Source organism: Streptomyces sp. yr375 (assembly GCF_900110755.1).
Taxonomy (GTDB): domain Bacteria; phylum Actinomycetota; class Actinomycetes; order Streptomycetales; family Streptomycetaceae; genus Streptomyces.
This window is the reverse complement of sequence record NZ_FOFF01000041.1, coordinates 1-13,667: the sequence shown is the minus strand read 5'-3', so window position 1 is coordinate 13,667 and position 13,667 is coordinate 1. Positions and strand designations below refer to the sequence as shown.

Here is a 13,667-nt window from a genome sequence, read left to right as displayed (position 1 = left end):
GGCAACAGGCCCCCCTGCATCACCCACACGGGTGAGAAAAACAGGGTTCCGTTCGATTACCCAAGCCTGAATGACCGGGCCTGGACCACTCGGGCCTGCATTACCCGGGCCTACATCACCCGACTCTCGGTCACCCGAGTCTCGATGGACCGCGTCCCGACCACCCGAGCCCCGTCCGCCCGAACCCAGCCCTCACCGCCCGCTCACCCGCTCCCCACACACCACGGCAGCCACGACGACGGCCGCCGCGTGTGCGACAAGCCCCGCGCGCCCGTTGCCGACCGCCCGAACCCGGACCTCGCCACCCCACTCACCCGCTCCCCGCACACCGCGGCGGCCACCACAGCAGCCGCGTGCGCGACGAGCCCCGCGCGCCCGTTGCCGGCCGCCACCGCCGCCCCGAGCAGCGCGCCCAGTGCGTGTGCCCCGGTGTCGCCGAGCATCTCCTGCCCGGCCAGGTCCTCGGGCAGGACGGCCGCACCGGCGCCGACCGCCGCCGCGGACAGTTCCCCGGCGATCCCCGCCCGCAGCAAACCGGGCGCGCCGAGGGCGAGTACGGCGCCGGCGGCCCGCCCGGGGCGTACGTCCAGGAGGTTGACGAAGTGCGCGGCCCCGGCGATCACCACCCCGGCGAGCACCTTGTCCAGCGGCCGTTCCTTGAGCAGCGCCCCCGCGACCAGCCCGGCCGCCGAGATGCCGAACAGCTTCACGGCCCCGCTGGTGACCTCGCCGTGCCGCAGTGCGCCCAGATGCGCCCGGAAACCCCGGCGCGGATCGCCGACGCCGACGACGTCGTCGTACGCCCCGCAGATCCCGGCGACGCCCACGGCGAGCGCGGCGGCCGGAGCCACCCGCCCGGCCACGACCGCGCCGGCCAGCGCGGCGGCGGGGCCGGCGTACAGCCCGACCGTCCGCCCCGCATGGTTCTCGCGCTCCCAGCGCGCCCGCCCACCAGGAGCCGCCCCGCGCAACACGGCCGCCGTCGCCCGCGTCAGCCCGGCCGCCGCCGCGAAAGCCGTGCCCCGTCCGCTTCGCATGGGTGCCGCTAGCCGTCCGCCCGGGCCGTGGCCAGCAGCTCTTCCGCGTGGGCGCGGGCCGTCTCGGAGTCCTCCTGGCCCGCGAGCATCCGGGACAGTTCGCGGATGCGGTCCTCGCCCTCCAGGATCTTCACGCCGGACCGGGTCACCGACCCGTCGTCGGTCTTCTCCACCAGCAACTGCCGGTCGGCGAACGCGGCGACCTGCGGAAGGTGGGTGACGACCACGACCTGCGCGGTCTTGGCGAGCCGCGCCAGCCGCCGCCCGATCTCCACGGCCGCCTTGCCGCCCACGCCCGCGTCGACCTCGTCGAAGAGATACGTCGGCACCGGATCCGTCCCAGCGAACACGACCTCGACGGCGAGCATCACGCGCGACAGCTCACCGCCGGACGCGCCCTTGGCGATGGGCCGCGCCGGAGCGCCCGGGTGCGGGGCGAGCAGCAGCTCGACCTCGTCCGCGCCGGCCGGTCCGTAGACCACGGTACGGCCGCCGACCTCGACGCCCTCCGGGTCCTCGGTCTGCCGGATGTCGAACGACACGCGCGCGTGCGGCATCGCAAGGGAGGCCAGTTCGGCGGTCACGGCGGCGGCGAACCGCTCGGCGGCCTCCGTGCGCGCGTCCGTCAGCGCCTGCGCCAGCCCGCCGAGTTCGGCCCGCAGACCGTCCCGTTCGGCGGTCAGTTCGTCGATGCGCTCGTCGTCGCCGTCCAGTTCGGTGAGCCGGGCGGCGCTCTGCTCGGCCCAGGCGAGAACGGAGTTCACGTCCTGCCCGTACTTGCGGGTGAGCCCGGTGAGCGCGGCCCGCCGCTCCTCGACGGCCGACAGCCGCAGCGGATCGGCGTCGAGGTCGTCGGCGTACCCCGCGAGGTCGCCCGCCGCGTCGCCCAGCAGGATCGCGATCTCCCCGATCCGCCCGGCGAGCGCGGCCAGCGCCGGATCGTGCGACCTGACGGCCTCCAGGGCCCGCTGCGCGCCCGCGACGAGCGTGGCGGCGTCGATGCCCTCGGGATCCTCCGGGTTGCCGGCCAGCGCGGCGTGCGCGACCGTCGCGGCGGACGACAGCGCCTCCGCGTGCCCGAGCCGCTCGGCCTCCTCGGCCAGCTCGACGTCCTCCCCGGCGCGCGGTTCGACCGCGGCGATCTCGTCGAGGCCGAAGCGCAGCAGGTCGGCTTCCTGAGCCCGTTCACGCGCGCGGGTGACGATCTCCGCCAGCTCGACGGCCACGGCCCGCAGCCGCCGGTAGGCCTCGGTGTACTTGGCGAGCGGCACGGCCACCGCGTCCCCCGCGTACCGGTCGAGCGCCTGCCGCTGCCGGGACTGCTTCAGCAGCCCCTGCTGGTCGGTCTGCCCGTGCACGGCCACCAGCTCGTCGGCGAGTTCGGCGAGCACGCCCATGGGCACACTCCGCCCGCCCACGTGCGCCCGCGACCGCCCCTCGGCGGAAACGGTACGGCTGATGAGCAGCGCGCCGTCGTCGAGCTCGGCCCCGGCCTCCTCGGCCCGTACGACCACCGAAGCGCCCGCGGGCAGCGCGATGCGCCCCTCCACGACCGCCTTCTCGGCGCCTATCCGCACGAGCGCGGGATCGGCGCGCCCGCCCAGCAGCAGCCCGAGACTGGTGACCACCATGGTCTTGCCCGCGCCCGTCTCACCCGTGACGGCGGTGAACCCGGGCGACAGCTCGACCACCGCGTCGTCGATGACCCCGAGCGACCGTATCCGCATCTCCTCCAACACGACCCGAACCTTACGAGGTCGGGGAGGCAAAGTGCGAGGCGCCCTGTCACCCGGGCGAGTGGACTCGCCTGAGGGGCGCGGGCCGCATCGATATGCGGCTCCGCCGCGTGGGCGCGACAAGCCACGACTAACCCGCAGCCGCCACGAGTCCCCACCACCCCCTGCAAACAGCGCAGAAGGCTAGTGCCGAGCCCCACGCCACCCGGAAACGGGCAGCGCGAACTTCGCCACCAGCCGATCCGTGAACGAAGCGTGATGCAACCGGGCAAGCCGAACCGGCACCGCCCCTCGCCGCACCTCGACCCGCGCCCCGGCCGGCAGCTCGACGGTCCGCCGCCCGTCACACCACAGCACGCCCGGCGGAATATGCGGCAGCACCTCCACCGCGAGCACCGAGTCCGGCGATGTCACCAGCGGCTTCGCGAACAGCGCGTGCGCACTGATCGGCACCATCAGCAACGCCTCCACCTCGGGCCACACCACGGGCCCACCGGCGGAGAACGCGTACGCGGTGGACCCGGTCGGCGTCGACAGGACGATCCCGTCGCACCCGAACCCGGTGACCGGCCGCCCGTCGATCTCCAGCACCACTTCGAGCAGCTTCTCGGCGCCCGCCTTCTGCACGGCCGCCTCGTTCAGCGCCCAGTCGGTGTGCACGATGTCCCCGTTGCGATGCACGACGACGTCGACGGTCATCCGCTCCTCGACCTCGTACGCCTTCGTCACCACCCGGTCGACGACCTTGTCGAGGTCGTCGCGCTCGGCCTCGGCGAGGAAGCCGACGCTGCCGAGGTTGACGCCGAGCATCGGCACCCCCGACGCCCGCGCGAACTCCGCGCCGCGCAGCAGCGTGCCGTCACCGCCCAGGACGATGAGCAGCTCGCACCCCTCCAGGCACTGCGGGGTGGCCTCGGAGACGAGCTCCACCTCGTCCGGCAGCGGCAGGTCGGCGGCCTCGTACTCCAGGACGCGCACCCCGATGCCCTCGCGCAGCAGCCCCTTGACCACCAGCTCGGCGCTGCGGATGGCCGCTGGCCGCCCGGTGTGGGCGAGCAGGAAAACAGTACGAGCTCGGTTCTGAGTCAACGCGGCCCCTCCGCCACTGCACGGTCAACATCGGCCGGGTCCAGGGCAGGCGCCCCGGCCCGGAGCCACAGAAAGTACTCGACATTGCCCGAAGGTCCGGGCAGCGGACTGGCGGTGACACCCTTCACCCCGAGCCCGAGCTCCCACGCCTTCCCGGCCACGCCCCGCACGGCTTCCGCCCGCAACTGCGGACTCCGTACGACGCCTCCGCTGCCGAGCCGTTCCTTCCCCACCTCGAACTGCGGCTTGACCATCATCACCAGGTCCGCGTCCGGTTTGGTGCACCGCGCAAGGGCGGGCAGGACCAACCCGAGCGGGATGAAGGACAAGTCCCCCACGACAAGATCCACAGACTCCCCATCGATCGCTTCAAGCGTCAACTCGCGTACGTTCGTACGGTCTTTGACGGTGACGCGTTCATCGCTCTGGAGAGACCACGCGAGTTGTCCGTATCCGACGTCGACCGCGACGACATGTGCGGCGCCCGCCCTCAGCAGCACGTCGGTGAACCCCCCGGTGGACGCCCCGGCGTCCAGCGCCCGCCGCCCCTCCACCGCGAGCCCCAGCGGTACGAAGACGGCCAGCGCGCCGGCCAGCTTGTGCCCGCCGCGGGACACGTAGTCGGGGTCGTCGCCGTCGACGGCGACGACGATCGCGGCCGCCGTCTCCACCTGTGTGGCCGGCTTGGTCGCGACGGTCTTGCCGACGGAGACCCGCCCGGCGGCGATGAGCTGCCCGGCATGCTCACGCGACCGCGCGAGCTTCCTGCGGACCAGCTCCGCGTCCAGACGGCGCCGTGCGACTCCTGCCACGTTCGGTTCAGCTCCTATTGCCTATTGCGTGTTGCCTGTTGCGTGTTGCCCGTTGGGGGCTGCGTGCTGCTAGTGCCTAATTGCCATACGACGGCGGGAGCCCCGGAGTTCCCGGGCGGGCGTCGAGCGCGGTGAGCGCGTCGCGCAGCCCCCGGTGTACATCCTCGTACACCTCGAGGTGCCCCTCGGTGGCGAGGTGGTCGGCGTCGGCGAGCCGTGCCACCTGCGCGTCGACCCCGGCGTCGCCGGTGGGGACGCGGGGGACGGCCAGCGGGGCGGGCGCGGCGGGGTCGTGCTCCGGCACGTCCGCCCCCGGCACGTCCTCCCCCGGCACTGTGTCGCTCATGCCCAGACGCTACCTCGAACCGCTGGGGTACCGTCGATCACGATGGCCACGATCGAGGAGTGCCGCGCCGCACTCGAGAAGCTCTCGGACAACATGCAGAGCACCGAAGGGGACGTCCGGGCGGCCGCGGCCCTGGACCGTTCGGTGAGCTGCCGGATCACCGACCTGGACGTGACGTTCGTCGGCCGCATGGCGGACGGCCGGATCGTCGTGCACGACACCCTGCAAGGGCCGCCTCGGGAGAAGGCCCAGATCAGGCTGACCATGAGCGGCGACGACCTGGTCGCGCTGGTCGACGGCGGGCTGAACTTCGCGAAGGCGTGGGGCTCGGGCCGGGTGAAGCTGGAGGCCGGTCTGCGGGACCTGTTCCAGCTCAGAAAGCTGCTGTAGACGGCCCTCAGGAAGCGGCCGTGACCGTCTCGCGCGCGCGGGCCTTCCGGGCCGCCGGCACCACCAGCGGCGTCCCCGTCTCCGGGTCGTCGATGACCTGGCAGCGCAGCCCGAAGACCTCCTCCACCAGAGCGGCCGTCACGACGTCGTTCGGCGCGCCCTGCGCGATGACCTCGCCGCCCTTCAGCGCGATCAGGTGGGTGGCGTAGCGGGCGGCGTGGTTGAGGTCGTGCAGCACGGCGACGAGCGTGCGCCCCTGCTCCTCGTGCAGCTCCGCGCACAGGTCCAGGACGTCGATCTGGTGCTGGATGTCGAGGTAGGTCGTCGGCTCGTCGAGCAGCAGCAGCGGGGTCTGCTGGGCCAGCGCCATCGCGATCCACACGCGCTGCCGCTGCCCGCCGGACAGCTCGTCGACGTACCGGTCGGCGAGCTCGGCGACCCCGGTCTGCGCCATGGACTCCCGCACGACCCGCTCGTCCTCGGAGGACCACTGCCGCAGGATGCCCTGGTGCGGGTAGCGGCCACGGCCCACGAGGTCGGCGACGGTGATCCCGTCGGGCGCGATGGAAGACTGCGGCAGCAGCCCCAGCGTCCGCGCGACCTTCTTCGCCGGCATCGACTGGATGACCTGCCCGTCGAGCAGCACCCGGCCGTGGCTCGGCTTCAGCATCCGCGACAGCGCCCGCAGCAGCGTCGACTTGCCGCAGGCGTTCGGGCCGACGATCACGGTGAAGGAGTTGTCGGGTATCTCCACCGAGAGCTGTTCGGCGATGACCCGCTGGTCGTAGGCGAGGGTGACGTTCTCGGCGGAGAGGCGGTTCACGGTGCTCCTTCGGTTGTCCGACCCGCGGTTTTCGACAGGGGTGGTGCTCAGGTCCGGATCGGTGGTGCTCATATCCGGCCCGCCTTGCGTTCGGTGACCAGCAGCCACAGCAGGTAGACCCCGCCGAGCACGCCGGTGACCACGCCCACGGGCAGTTGTCCGTCGCCGAAGAGCCGTTGCGAGGCCCAGTCGGCGGTGACCAGCAGGGCCGCGCCCATGCACAGGGACGGCACGAGGTTCGGCCCGGGCGACCGGGTCAGCCGCCGGGCGAGCTGCGGCGCGGTGAGCGCCACGAAGCTGACGGGGCCCGCGGCGGCGGTGGCGGCGGCGGTGAGCAGGACGGCGGCCACCATCAGCAGCAGCCGTACGCGCTCCACGCGCACGCCCAGCGCGTGGGAGACGTCGTCGCCCATCTCCATCATCCGCAGCCCGCGCGCGTTGGCGAGGACCAGCGGTACGAGCACGCCGGCCAGGGCGAGCAGCGGCCAGACCTGCTTCCAGTCCCGGCCGTCGAGGGTGCCGGTCATCCAGACGACCGCGCGGGCCGCGTCCACGAAGTCGGCCTTGGTGAGCAGGTATCCGTTGACCGCCGTCGCGACGGCCGAGACGCCGATGCCGACGAGCACCAGCCGGTACCCGTGGACGCCCCGCTGCCACGCCAGCAGGTAGATCAGCGCGCCGGTCACCAGCCCGCCCACCAGCGCGCCGAGGGTCACCTGGGCGGCGCTCCCGGAGAACAGCACGATCATCACGAGCGCCCCGGCGGTCGCCCCCTGCCCGAGCCCCAGCACGTCCGGACTGCCCAGCGGGTTGCGCGACACGGCCTGGAACAGCGCCCCGCCGAGCCCGAGCGACGCGCCGACGAGCAGCCCCACCAGGACGCGCGGCAGCCGCAGTTCGTTGACGATGAACTCCTGCCCGGCGTTGCCGTCGCCCAGCAGTGTCCGGACGACGTCACCGGACGAGATCGGGAAGTCGCCGGTGCCGATCAGCACCACGCTCGCGGCGAGCGCGGCCACCACCAGCAGCACGACGACGACCAGCGCCCGGGGATCCAGCCGCACGGACAGCCCACCCGGCATGCGCAGCGCACGGGGACGACCAGAGGTCTTCCGCCCACTGTCCGCAATGTCCACGGTCTTCATAGCTGGGCCGTCCTCCGCCGTCGTACGAGAAAGATGAAGACCGGCCCGCCGATGATCGCGGTGATGATGCCGACCTGTACCTCGGACGGCCGTGCGACGACCCGGCCGATGACGTCGGAGCCAAGCAGCAGCACCGGCGACAGGAGGGCCGCGTACGGCATGATCCAGCGCAGGTCGGGGCCGGTGAACGAGCGCACGACGTGCGGGACCATCAGCCCGACGAACACGATCGGCCCGCAGGCGGCGGTCGCCGCTCCGCACAGCACGGTCGCGGCGAGCATCGACAGCGCGCGCGTCCGCTTGAGGTTCGCGCCGAGCGCCTTGGCGGTGTCGTCGCCCATGGCCACGGCGTTCAGCGGCCGGGCGAGGGCGAACGCGAGGAACGTGCCGACCGCCAGGAAGGGCAGCACCTGCCAGATGATCTCGTCGGTCGCCGAGGACAGCGAACCGACCGTCCAGAAGCGCATCCTGGACAGCGCCGCCTCATCCATGATCATCACGGCCTGGAGGTAGCCGTAGAGCGCGGCGCTGATCGCGGTGCCGGCGAGCGCGAGCCGCACCGGCGTGGCCCCCCGGCTGCCGCCGAGGAACCAGACCAGCGCGCCGACCGCGGCCGCCCCGAAGAACGCGAACCACACATAGCCGGTCAGGCTCGTGACGCCGAAGTAGGTGATGGCGGTGACGACGGCGGCCGAAGCGCCCGCGTTGATCCCGAGCAGCCCGGGATCGGCCAGCGGATTGCGCGTCAGCGCCTGGAGCACGGCCCCGGACAGCCCGAGCGCGGCCCCGACGAGCAGCCCGAGCACGGTCCGCGACAGCCGCTCGTCGACGACGACGTCCGCGTACGTCCCCGAGTCCTCGAACAGCCCGTGCCAGACCTGCCCGACGGCCAGCTCCTTGGCCCCGACGGCGATGCTCGCCACCGCCACCAACGCCAGGACCGCCACGGCGGCGAACAGTCCAACAACCCGTATCGCCTGGCGATTCGGGGGCGCGGGGGCGGTCTCCGCGCACTGCTCGGGAACACTGTCGACCAACACGTAGTTAGGTTAGCCTACCCTGCCATCTCTCCTCGTTCCCTGGTCACGCCCGCCGCCGGGCTCACAGGTTCAGGACCGCACGGAGCCCGGCGGCTGACGGCTGACGGCCTCACAACCCCAGCCGCGCCAGCGCCTTCCCCCCGTCCAGCCCGCAACTCCCGTCCCCCGCCGCCGTCCAGGCCGCCGCGCACAACGCCCGCAGCCCGTCCAGCGCCTCGCCCTCGCCCTCCAGCTCCAGCCGGTCCGCCCGCGCGGTCGCCGTCCAGCCCCCGCACCGGAACCCGTCGCCCGCCGGGCCGACCTCCGGCTGCCCGGTGAGCATCCCGCGCAGGTCGTGGTCGACGTACGTCGGCCGGTGCTGCGGCGGCGCGGCGAGCAGTTGAGCGCCGTCCGTGACCCCCGTGAGCACGAGCAGCGAGTCGACCTCCCCGTTGAACGCCCCCTCGATGTCCGTGTCCAGCCGGTCTCCGACGACCAACGGCCGCTCCGCGCCCGTCCGCAGGATCGTCTCCCGGTGCATGGGCGGCAGCGGCTTGCCCGCGACCTGCGGCTCTGCGCCGGTCGCGATCCGTACGACCTGCACCGCCGCCCCGTTGCCCGGCGCGATGCCCCGCCCGCTGGGAATCGTCAGGTCGGTGTTGGACGCGAACCACGGCACCCCGCGCGCGACCGCGTAGGACGCCTCGGCGAACCGCCCCCACGGCAGGTCGGGCCCGCCGAACCCCTGCACGACGGCCGCCGGATCGTCGTCCGCCGACTCGACCGGCTCGAGCCCGCGCTCGCGCAGCGCGACCCGCAGCCCCTCCCCGCCGATCACCAGCACCCGCGCACCCGCCGGCACCTGCTCACTGATCAGCCGCGCGACCGCCTGCGCCGACGTGATGACCTCTCCGGCCGCCGTCGGTATCCCCAGCTCGGTGAGGTGCCCGGCCACGGTGTCCGGCGTCCGCAGCGCGTTGTTGGTGACGTACGCGAGCCGCATCCCGCCCGCGCGGGCGGTGGCCAGCGACTCGACGGCGTACGCGATCGCGTCACCGCCCGCGTAGACCACCCCGTCCAGGTCGAGCAGCGCCGTGTCGTACGCCTCGCTCAGGGCCTGCCCACTGGCCTCGGGCCGCGTCCTGACGGTCCGGCTCATTGCACATCGCTCCTCGTTCGGTCCGCTTTCCCCCGATCATCCCGCATGCCACTGACACCCGGGTCGCACGTACGATGCCGGGATGAACACAGCAGGTCACTCGGAAGCAACGGCGCGCCGAGGCCTGGAACTCACCCCGTTCCGAGGCCTGCGCTACGACCCCGACCGGGTCGGCAGCCTCGCCGCCGTCACCTCCCCGCCGTACGACGTCGTCGTCCGCCCCGACGGCCTGCACCAACTCCAGGACGCGGACCCGTACAACATCGTCCGCCTGATCCTCCCCCAGGCGACGACCTCCACCGCCCGCACCGAACAGGCCGCCGGCACCCTGCGCCGCTGGCTGTCCGAGGGCATCCTGACGGCCGACGCCGAACCCGCCCTGTACGTCTACGAGCAGCGGCACGCGGACGGCATGCTGCAACGCGGCCTCATCGGCACCCTGCGCGTCTCGGAGCCGTCGGAGGGGATCGTCCTCCCGCACGAGGACGTCATACCGCACATCGTCGCCGACCGCGCGGCCCTGATGCGCGCCACGCACGCCAACCTCGAACCCCTGCTGCTCACTTACCGCGGCAATGGCACGGCGGCCGAGATCGTGGACCGCACGGCGCAGCGCTCCCCGCTCCTGTCCACCACCACGGAGAACGGCTACGGCCACCGCCTCTGGGCGATCACCGACCCCGCCGAGACGGCCCGCGTGCAGGCAGACCTCGCCCGCCACCAGGCCCTCATCGCCGACGGCCACCACCGCTGGGCGACCTATCTCCGCCTCCACGCGGAGCACCCCTCCCCCAGCCCCTGGGACCACGGCCTGGTCCTCCTGGTCGACACCGCCCGCTACCCCCTGCGCGTCCGCGCCATCCACCGCCTCCTGCACGGCCTGCCGGTCGCCCAGGCCCTGGCCGCGCTCGACGGCCGGTTCCGCGTCCAACGCCTGACGGTCCCCCTCCCGGAGGCCCTCGACGCCCTGGCGGACGCGGCCTGCGCGGGCAACGCGTTCCTCCTGGCGGGCGACGGCGCGTTCCACCTCGTGGACCGCCCGGACCCGGCGCTCCTGGACCGCACGATCCCCGCCGACCGCCCGGCGGCCTGGCGCACCCTGGACGCGACGGTCCTGCACGCCACGCTCCTCGACCACGTGTGGCACATCCCCGAGGACGACCCCGCCCGCGTCGCCTACATCCACGACACGGCCGCGACGGTGGCGAAGGCGGAACGCGACGGCGGTACGGCGGTCCTGCTCCACCCGGTCCGCGAGGACGTCGTCCGCGACCTCGCCCGCCAGGGCGTCACGATGCCCCGCAAGTCGACGTCGTTCGGCCCGAAACCGGCCTCGGGCCTGGTCCTGCGCGCACTCGACATCTGACCTCCCGACGCACAAAAAAAAGGGGGGCGGGACCCGGTGACACCGGATCCCGCCCCTAGACCTGCGTCAGACCAGGTCAGTCCTCGTCACGCTCGACCTTGACCACGACCTCGGCCTCCTCAGCCACGGTCGCGTCACTCTCGGTCTCGATGTCGCTCTCGGTGTCGCTCTCGGCCTCGGCCTCGGCCTCGGTCTCGGCCTCGGTCTCGCTCTCGTCGAGGGCGTCGACGAAGTCCACCCCGTCGAGTTCGGCGAGCCGGTCGGAGGCGTCCGTGCTGCCGTCCTTGTCGGACTCGATGGCCTTCGCGAACCACTCCCGCGCCTCGCCCTCGCGCCCGGCGGCGAGCAGCGCGTCGGCGTACGCGTACCGCAGCCGCGCGGTCCACGGCTGGACGGAGCTGGCGGCCAGCTCGGGGCTCTGCAGCGTCACGATGGCCGCGTCCAGTTGCCCCAGGTCACGCCGGGCCCCGGCGGCGACGAGCCGCATCTCCACCTGGCCGGCCTTGTCCAGCTTGTTCACCTCGGGAGCGCCGGCCATCTCGAGCGCCTTCTCCGGCCGCCCGAGCCCACGCTCGCAGTCGGCCATGACGGGCCACAGCTCGACACCGCCGCTCATCCGCCGCGCGGCCCGGAACTCGGCGAGCGCCTCGCTGTACTTCTGGTTGGCGTACGCGGCGAACCCACCGGCCTCACGCACGGCGGCGACGCGCGAGGCCAGCCGCAGGGCGATCTTGGAGTAGGCGTACGCCTGCTCGGGCTCCTCGTCGATCAGCCGGGCGACCATCACCAGGTTCCTGGCGACGTCGTCGGCAAGCGTCTTGGGCAGGCTCATCAGCTCCTGCCGCACGTCCTTGTCGATCTCCTCACCGGTGACGTCCTCCGGGATCGGCAGCCGCTTGATCGGCTCACGGTCACGGTCCCGCTCGTCACGGAACCGGCCGCCACCGCCCTGCCGGTCGTCCCGACGGTCATCGCGCCCATCCCGGCCCCGGAATCCACCGGGCCGCCCACCCCGGTCATCCCGACGCGGCCCACGAGCACCCCGGTCATCCCGACCACGGAACCCACCGCCACCACGGTTGTCGTCCCGACGGAAAGCGGGACGCTCCCCACCACGGCTGTCGTCACGCCGATCATCCCGACGGTCATCGCGTCGGTCGTCCCGCCTGTCATCCCGCCGGAAGGGCGGCCGCTCGCCACGGTCGTCGCGTCGGAAGGGCGGCCGGTCTCCCCGGTCGTCCCGACGGGGTCCACGGTCGCGGTCGTCCCGCTGGAACGCCGGACGAGAACCCCGATCACCCTCACGACGGTCATCACGACGATCGTCCCGACGGAAACCACCACGGTCACCGGAACCACCACGGTTGTCGTCCCGACGGAAAGCGGGACGGTCCCCACCACGGTTGTCATCGCGGCGGAAGGCGGGACGCTCTCCACCACGGTTGTCGTCGCGTCGGTCGTCACGGCGGAACGTGGGACGGTCCCCACGGTCGTCACGGCCCCGGTCGTCACGACGATCGTCACGCCGGAAGCCACCCCGGTCACCGGAACCACCACGGTTGTCATCGCGGCGGAAGGGGGGCCGGTCTCCCCGGTCGTCCCGACGGGGCGCACGGTCGCGGTCGTCCCGCTGGAACGCCGGACGAGAACCCCGATCACCCTCACGACGGTCATCACGACGATCGTCCCGACGGAAACCACCACGGTCACCGGAACCACCACGGTTGTCGTCCCGCCGGAAAGCGGGACGCTCTCCACCACGATTGTCATCGCGCCGGAACCCACCGCCGCCACCGCCACGGTTGTCGTCACGCCGATCGTCCCGACGGTCATCGCGTCGGTCGTCGCGGCGGAACGCGGGACGGTCCCCACGGTCGTCACGGCCACGGTCGTCACGACGATCGTCACGCCGGCCGTAACCGCCGCCCCCACCACCACGGTTGTCATCACGCCGGAAGGCGGGACGGTCGCCACGGTCCCCGCGGCTGGCACCGCGATCGCCGCGATCACCGCGGTCCCCATTGTCCCGTCGCCGCTGGTCGCGCTCCGGTCGGTCGTCGGGAGAGTTGGTGGACATCGGGTGACTCCTGTCTTCGGTACCGCAAACATACTCGCGCACCCGGGTACCCGGCGCGCTCCGGAAAAACAAAAAGGACCCTCGGCCCCAGCTGAACGCTGGGACCGAGGGTCCTTTTCCAAATATTGTTCGGCGGCGTCCTACTCTCCCACAGGGTCCCCCCTGCAGTACCATCGGCGCTGTAAGGCTTAGCTTCCGGGTTCGGAATGTAACCGGGCGTTTCCCTCACGCTATGACCACCGAAACCCTAATGGTTTCGAGCGAACAAGCACACTTTTTACTTGTTTCCAGCTCTAGCCGGCAACAGTCGTTGCCTCAGAACTAACACAGTGGACGCGAGCAACTGAGGACAAGCCCTCGGCCTATTAGTACCAGTCAGCTTCACCCATTACTGGGCTTCCACATCCGGCCTATCAACCCAGTCGTCTACTGGGAGCCTTAACCCCTCAAAGGGGGTGGGAATACTCATCTCGAAGCAGGCTTCCCGCTTAGATGCTTTCAGCGGTTATCCCTCCCGAACGTAGCCAACCAGCCATGCCCTTGGCAGAACAACTGGCACACCAGAGGTTCGTCCGTCCCGGTCCTCTCGTACTAGGGACAGCCCTTCTCAATATTCCTGCGCGCGCAGCGGATAGGGACCGAACTGTCTCACGACGTTCTAAACCCAG

At 72.2% G+C, this 13,667-nt stretch carries 13 protein-coding genes and 2 rRNA genes; 2 read left to right on the top strand and 13 right to left on the bottom strand.

Translation table 11 applies throughout. From position 1 onward, the window contains the following. Nucleotides 1-203: 203 nt before the first annotated feature. From BMZ82_RS29850 to BMZ82_RS29830, 5 genes are all read right to left on the bottom strand, one after another. Nucleotides 204-1,037, bottom strand: a complete 834-nt coding sequence (locus BMZ82_RS29850; RefSeq protein ID WP_256252182.1) for a hypothetical protein — start codon at nucleotides 1,035-1,037, stop codon at nucleotides 204-206. A gap of 8 nt (nucleotides 1,038-1,045) precedes the next feature. Next, nucleotides 1,046-2,764, bottom strand: coding sequence for a DNA repair protein RecN (gene recN / locus BMZ82_RS29845; RefSeq protein ID WP_093780513.1), 1,719 nt, complete (start codon nucleotides 2,762-2,764; stop codon nucleotides 1,046-1,048). Between the two features lie 192 nt (nucleotides 2,765-2,956). Continuing rightward, nucleotides 2,957-3,862, bottom strand: coding sequence for an NAD kinase (locus BMZ82_RS29840; RefSeq protein ID WP_079663221.1), 906 nt, complete (start codon nucleotides 3,860-3,862; stop codon nucleotides 2,957-2,959). Beyond that, entirely contained in the window at nucleotides 3,859-4,674 is an 816-nt protein-coding gene (locus BMZ82_RS29835) for a TlyA family RNA methyltransferase (RefSeq protein ID WP_093780512.1), read from the bottom strand. Before BMZ82_RS29835 ends, BMZ82_RS29840 begins: the two co-directional genes overlap by 4 nt. 76 nt (nucleotides 4,675-4,750) lie before the next feature. Next, entirely contained in the window at nucleotides 4,751-5,020 is a 270-nt protein-coding gene (locus BMZ82_RS29830; RefSeq protein ID WP_093780511.1) for a hypothetical protein, read from the bottom strand. Between the two features lie 42 nt (nucleotides 5,021-5,062). Here BMZ82_RS29830 and BMZ82_RS29825 point away from each other — a divergent pair, with 42 nt between their 5' ends. Further along, entirely contained in the window at nucleotides 5,063-5,410 is a 348-nt protein-coding gene (locus BMZ82_RS29825; protein WP_093780510.1) for an SCP2 sterol-binding domain-containing protein, read from the top strand. A 7-nt stretch (nucleotides 5,411-5,417) separates the two neighbouring features. On the opposite strand, the gene BMZ82_RS29820 is transcribed toward BMZ82_RS29825, so the two are convergent. The 4 genes from BMZ82_RS29820 to BMZ82_RS29805 form a co-directional block, all read right to left on the bottom strand. Then, the gene (locus BMZ82_RS29820; RefSeq protein WP_093780509.1) at nucleotides 5,418-6,305 is read right to left on the bottom strand and encodes an ABC transporter ATP-binding protein; all 888 of its coding nucleotides are present in this window, start codon (nucleotides 6,303-6,305) and stop codon (nucleotides 5,418-5,420) included. Next, on the bottom strand, nucleotides 6,302-7,378 hold the full coding sequence (locus tag BMZ82_RS29815; RefSeq protein ID WP_093780508.1) for a FecCD family ABC transporter permease: 1,077 nt from the start codon (nucleotides 7,376-7,378) through the stop codon (nucleotides 6,302-6,304). The genes BMZ82_RS29820 and BMZ82_RS29815 overlap by 4 nt, the downstream gene beginning before the upstream one ends. Then, the gene (locus tag BMZ82_RS29810) at nucleotides 7,375-8,418 is read right to left on the bottom strand and encodes a FecCD family ABC transporter permease (RefSeq protein ID WP_093780507.1); all 1,044 of its coding nucleotides are present in this window, start codon (nucleotides 8,416-8,418) and stop codon (nucleotides 7,375-7,377) included. The genes BMZ82_RS29815 and BMZ82_RS29810 overlap by 4 nt, the downstream gene beginning before the upstream one ends. 109 nt (nucleotides 8,419-8,527) lie before the next feature. Beyond that, entirely contained in the window at nucleotides 8,528-9,556 is a 1,029-nt protein-coding gene (locus BMZ82_RS29805) for an HAD hydrolase-like protein (protein WP_093780506.1), read from the bottom strand. 82 nt (nucleotides 9,557-9,638) lie between these two features. Here BMZ82_RS29805 and BMZ82_RS29800 point away from each other — a divergent pair, with 82 nt between their 5' ends. Continuing rightward, nucleotides 9,639-10,922, top strand: coding sequence for a DUF1015 domain-containing protein (locus BMZ82_RS29800; RefSeq protein ID WP_093780505.1), 1,284 nt, complete (start codon nucleotides 9,639-9,641; stop codon nucleotides 10,920-10,922). Nucleotides 10,923-10,998: 76 nt separating this feature from the next. Here the strand turns inward: BMZ82_RS29800 and BMZ82_RS41360 are convergent, their stop codons facing one another. The 4 genes from BMZ82_RS41360 to BMZ82_RS29785 form a co-directional block, all read right to left on the bottom strand. Beyond that, nucleotides 10,999-11,769, bottom strand: coding sequence for a tetratricopeptide repeat protein (locus BMZ82_RS41360; protein WP_218159060.1), 771 nt, complete (start codon nucleotides 11,767-11,769; stop codon nucleotides 10,999-11,001). Continuing rightward, nucleotides 11,754-12,932, bottom strand: a complete 1,179-nt coding sequence (locus BMZ82_RS42835; protein ID WP_218159059.1) for a hypothetical protein — start codon at nucleotides 12,930-12,932, stop codon at nucleotides 11,754-11,756. Before BMZ82_RS42835 ends, BMZ82_RS41360 begins: the two co-directional genes overlap by 16 nt. A gap of 194 nt (nucleotides 12,933-13,126) precedes the next feature. Then, nucleotides 13,127-13,243, bottom strand: a 5S ribosomal RNA gene (gene rrf / locus BMZ82_RS29790). A gap of 101 nt (nucleotides 13,244-13,344) precedes the next feature. Then, nucleotides 13,345-13,667, bottom strand: a 23S ribosomal RNA gene (locus BMZ82_RS29785); the annotation flags it as partial.

Bases quoted from the DNA above. Each gene is read 5' to 3' on its own strand.
- BMZ82_RS29800 (WP_093780505.1), top strand. From the start codon at position 9,639: ATGAACACAGCAGGTCACTCGGAAGCAACGGCGCGCCGAGGCCTGGAA.
- BMZ82_RS29825 (WP_093780510.1), top strand. From the start codon at position 5,063: ATGGCCACGATCGAGGAGTGCCGCGCCGCACTCGAGAAGCTCTCGGAC.
- BMZ82_RS29830 (WP_093780511.1), bottom strand. From the start codon at position 5,020: ATGAGCGACACAGTGCCGGGGGAGGACGTGCCGGGGGCGGACGTGCCG.
- BMZ82_RS29805 (WP_093780506.1), bottom strand. From the start codon at position 9,556: ATGAGCCGGACCGTCAGGACGCGGCCCGAGGCCAGTGGGCAGGCCCTG.
- recN (WP_093780513.1), bottom strand. From the start codon at position 2,764: ATGCGGATACGGTCGCTCGGGGTCATCGACGACGCGGTGGTCGAGCTG.
- BMZ82_RS29820 (WP_093780509.1), bottom strand. From the start codon at position 6,305: ATGAGCACCACCGATCCGGACCTGAGCACCACCCCTGTCGAAAACCGC.
- BMZ82_RS29850 (WP_256252182.1), bottom strand. From the start codon at position 1,037: ATGCGAAGCGGACGGGGCACGGCTTTCGCGGCGGCGGCCGGGCTGACG.
- BMZ82_RS29815 (WP_093780508.1), bottom strand. From the start codon at position 7,378: ATGAAGACCGTGGACATTGCGGACAGTGGGCGGAAGACCTCTGGTCGT.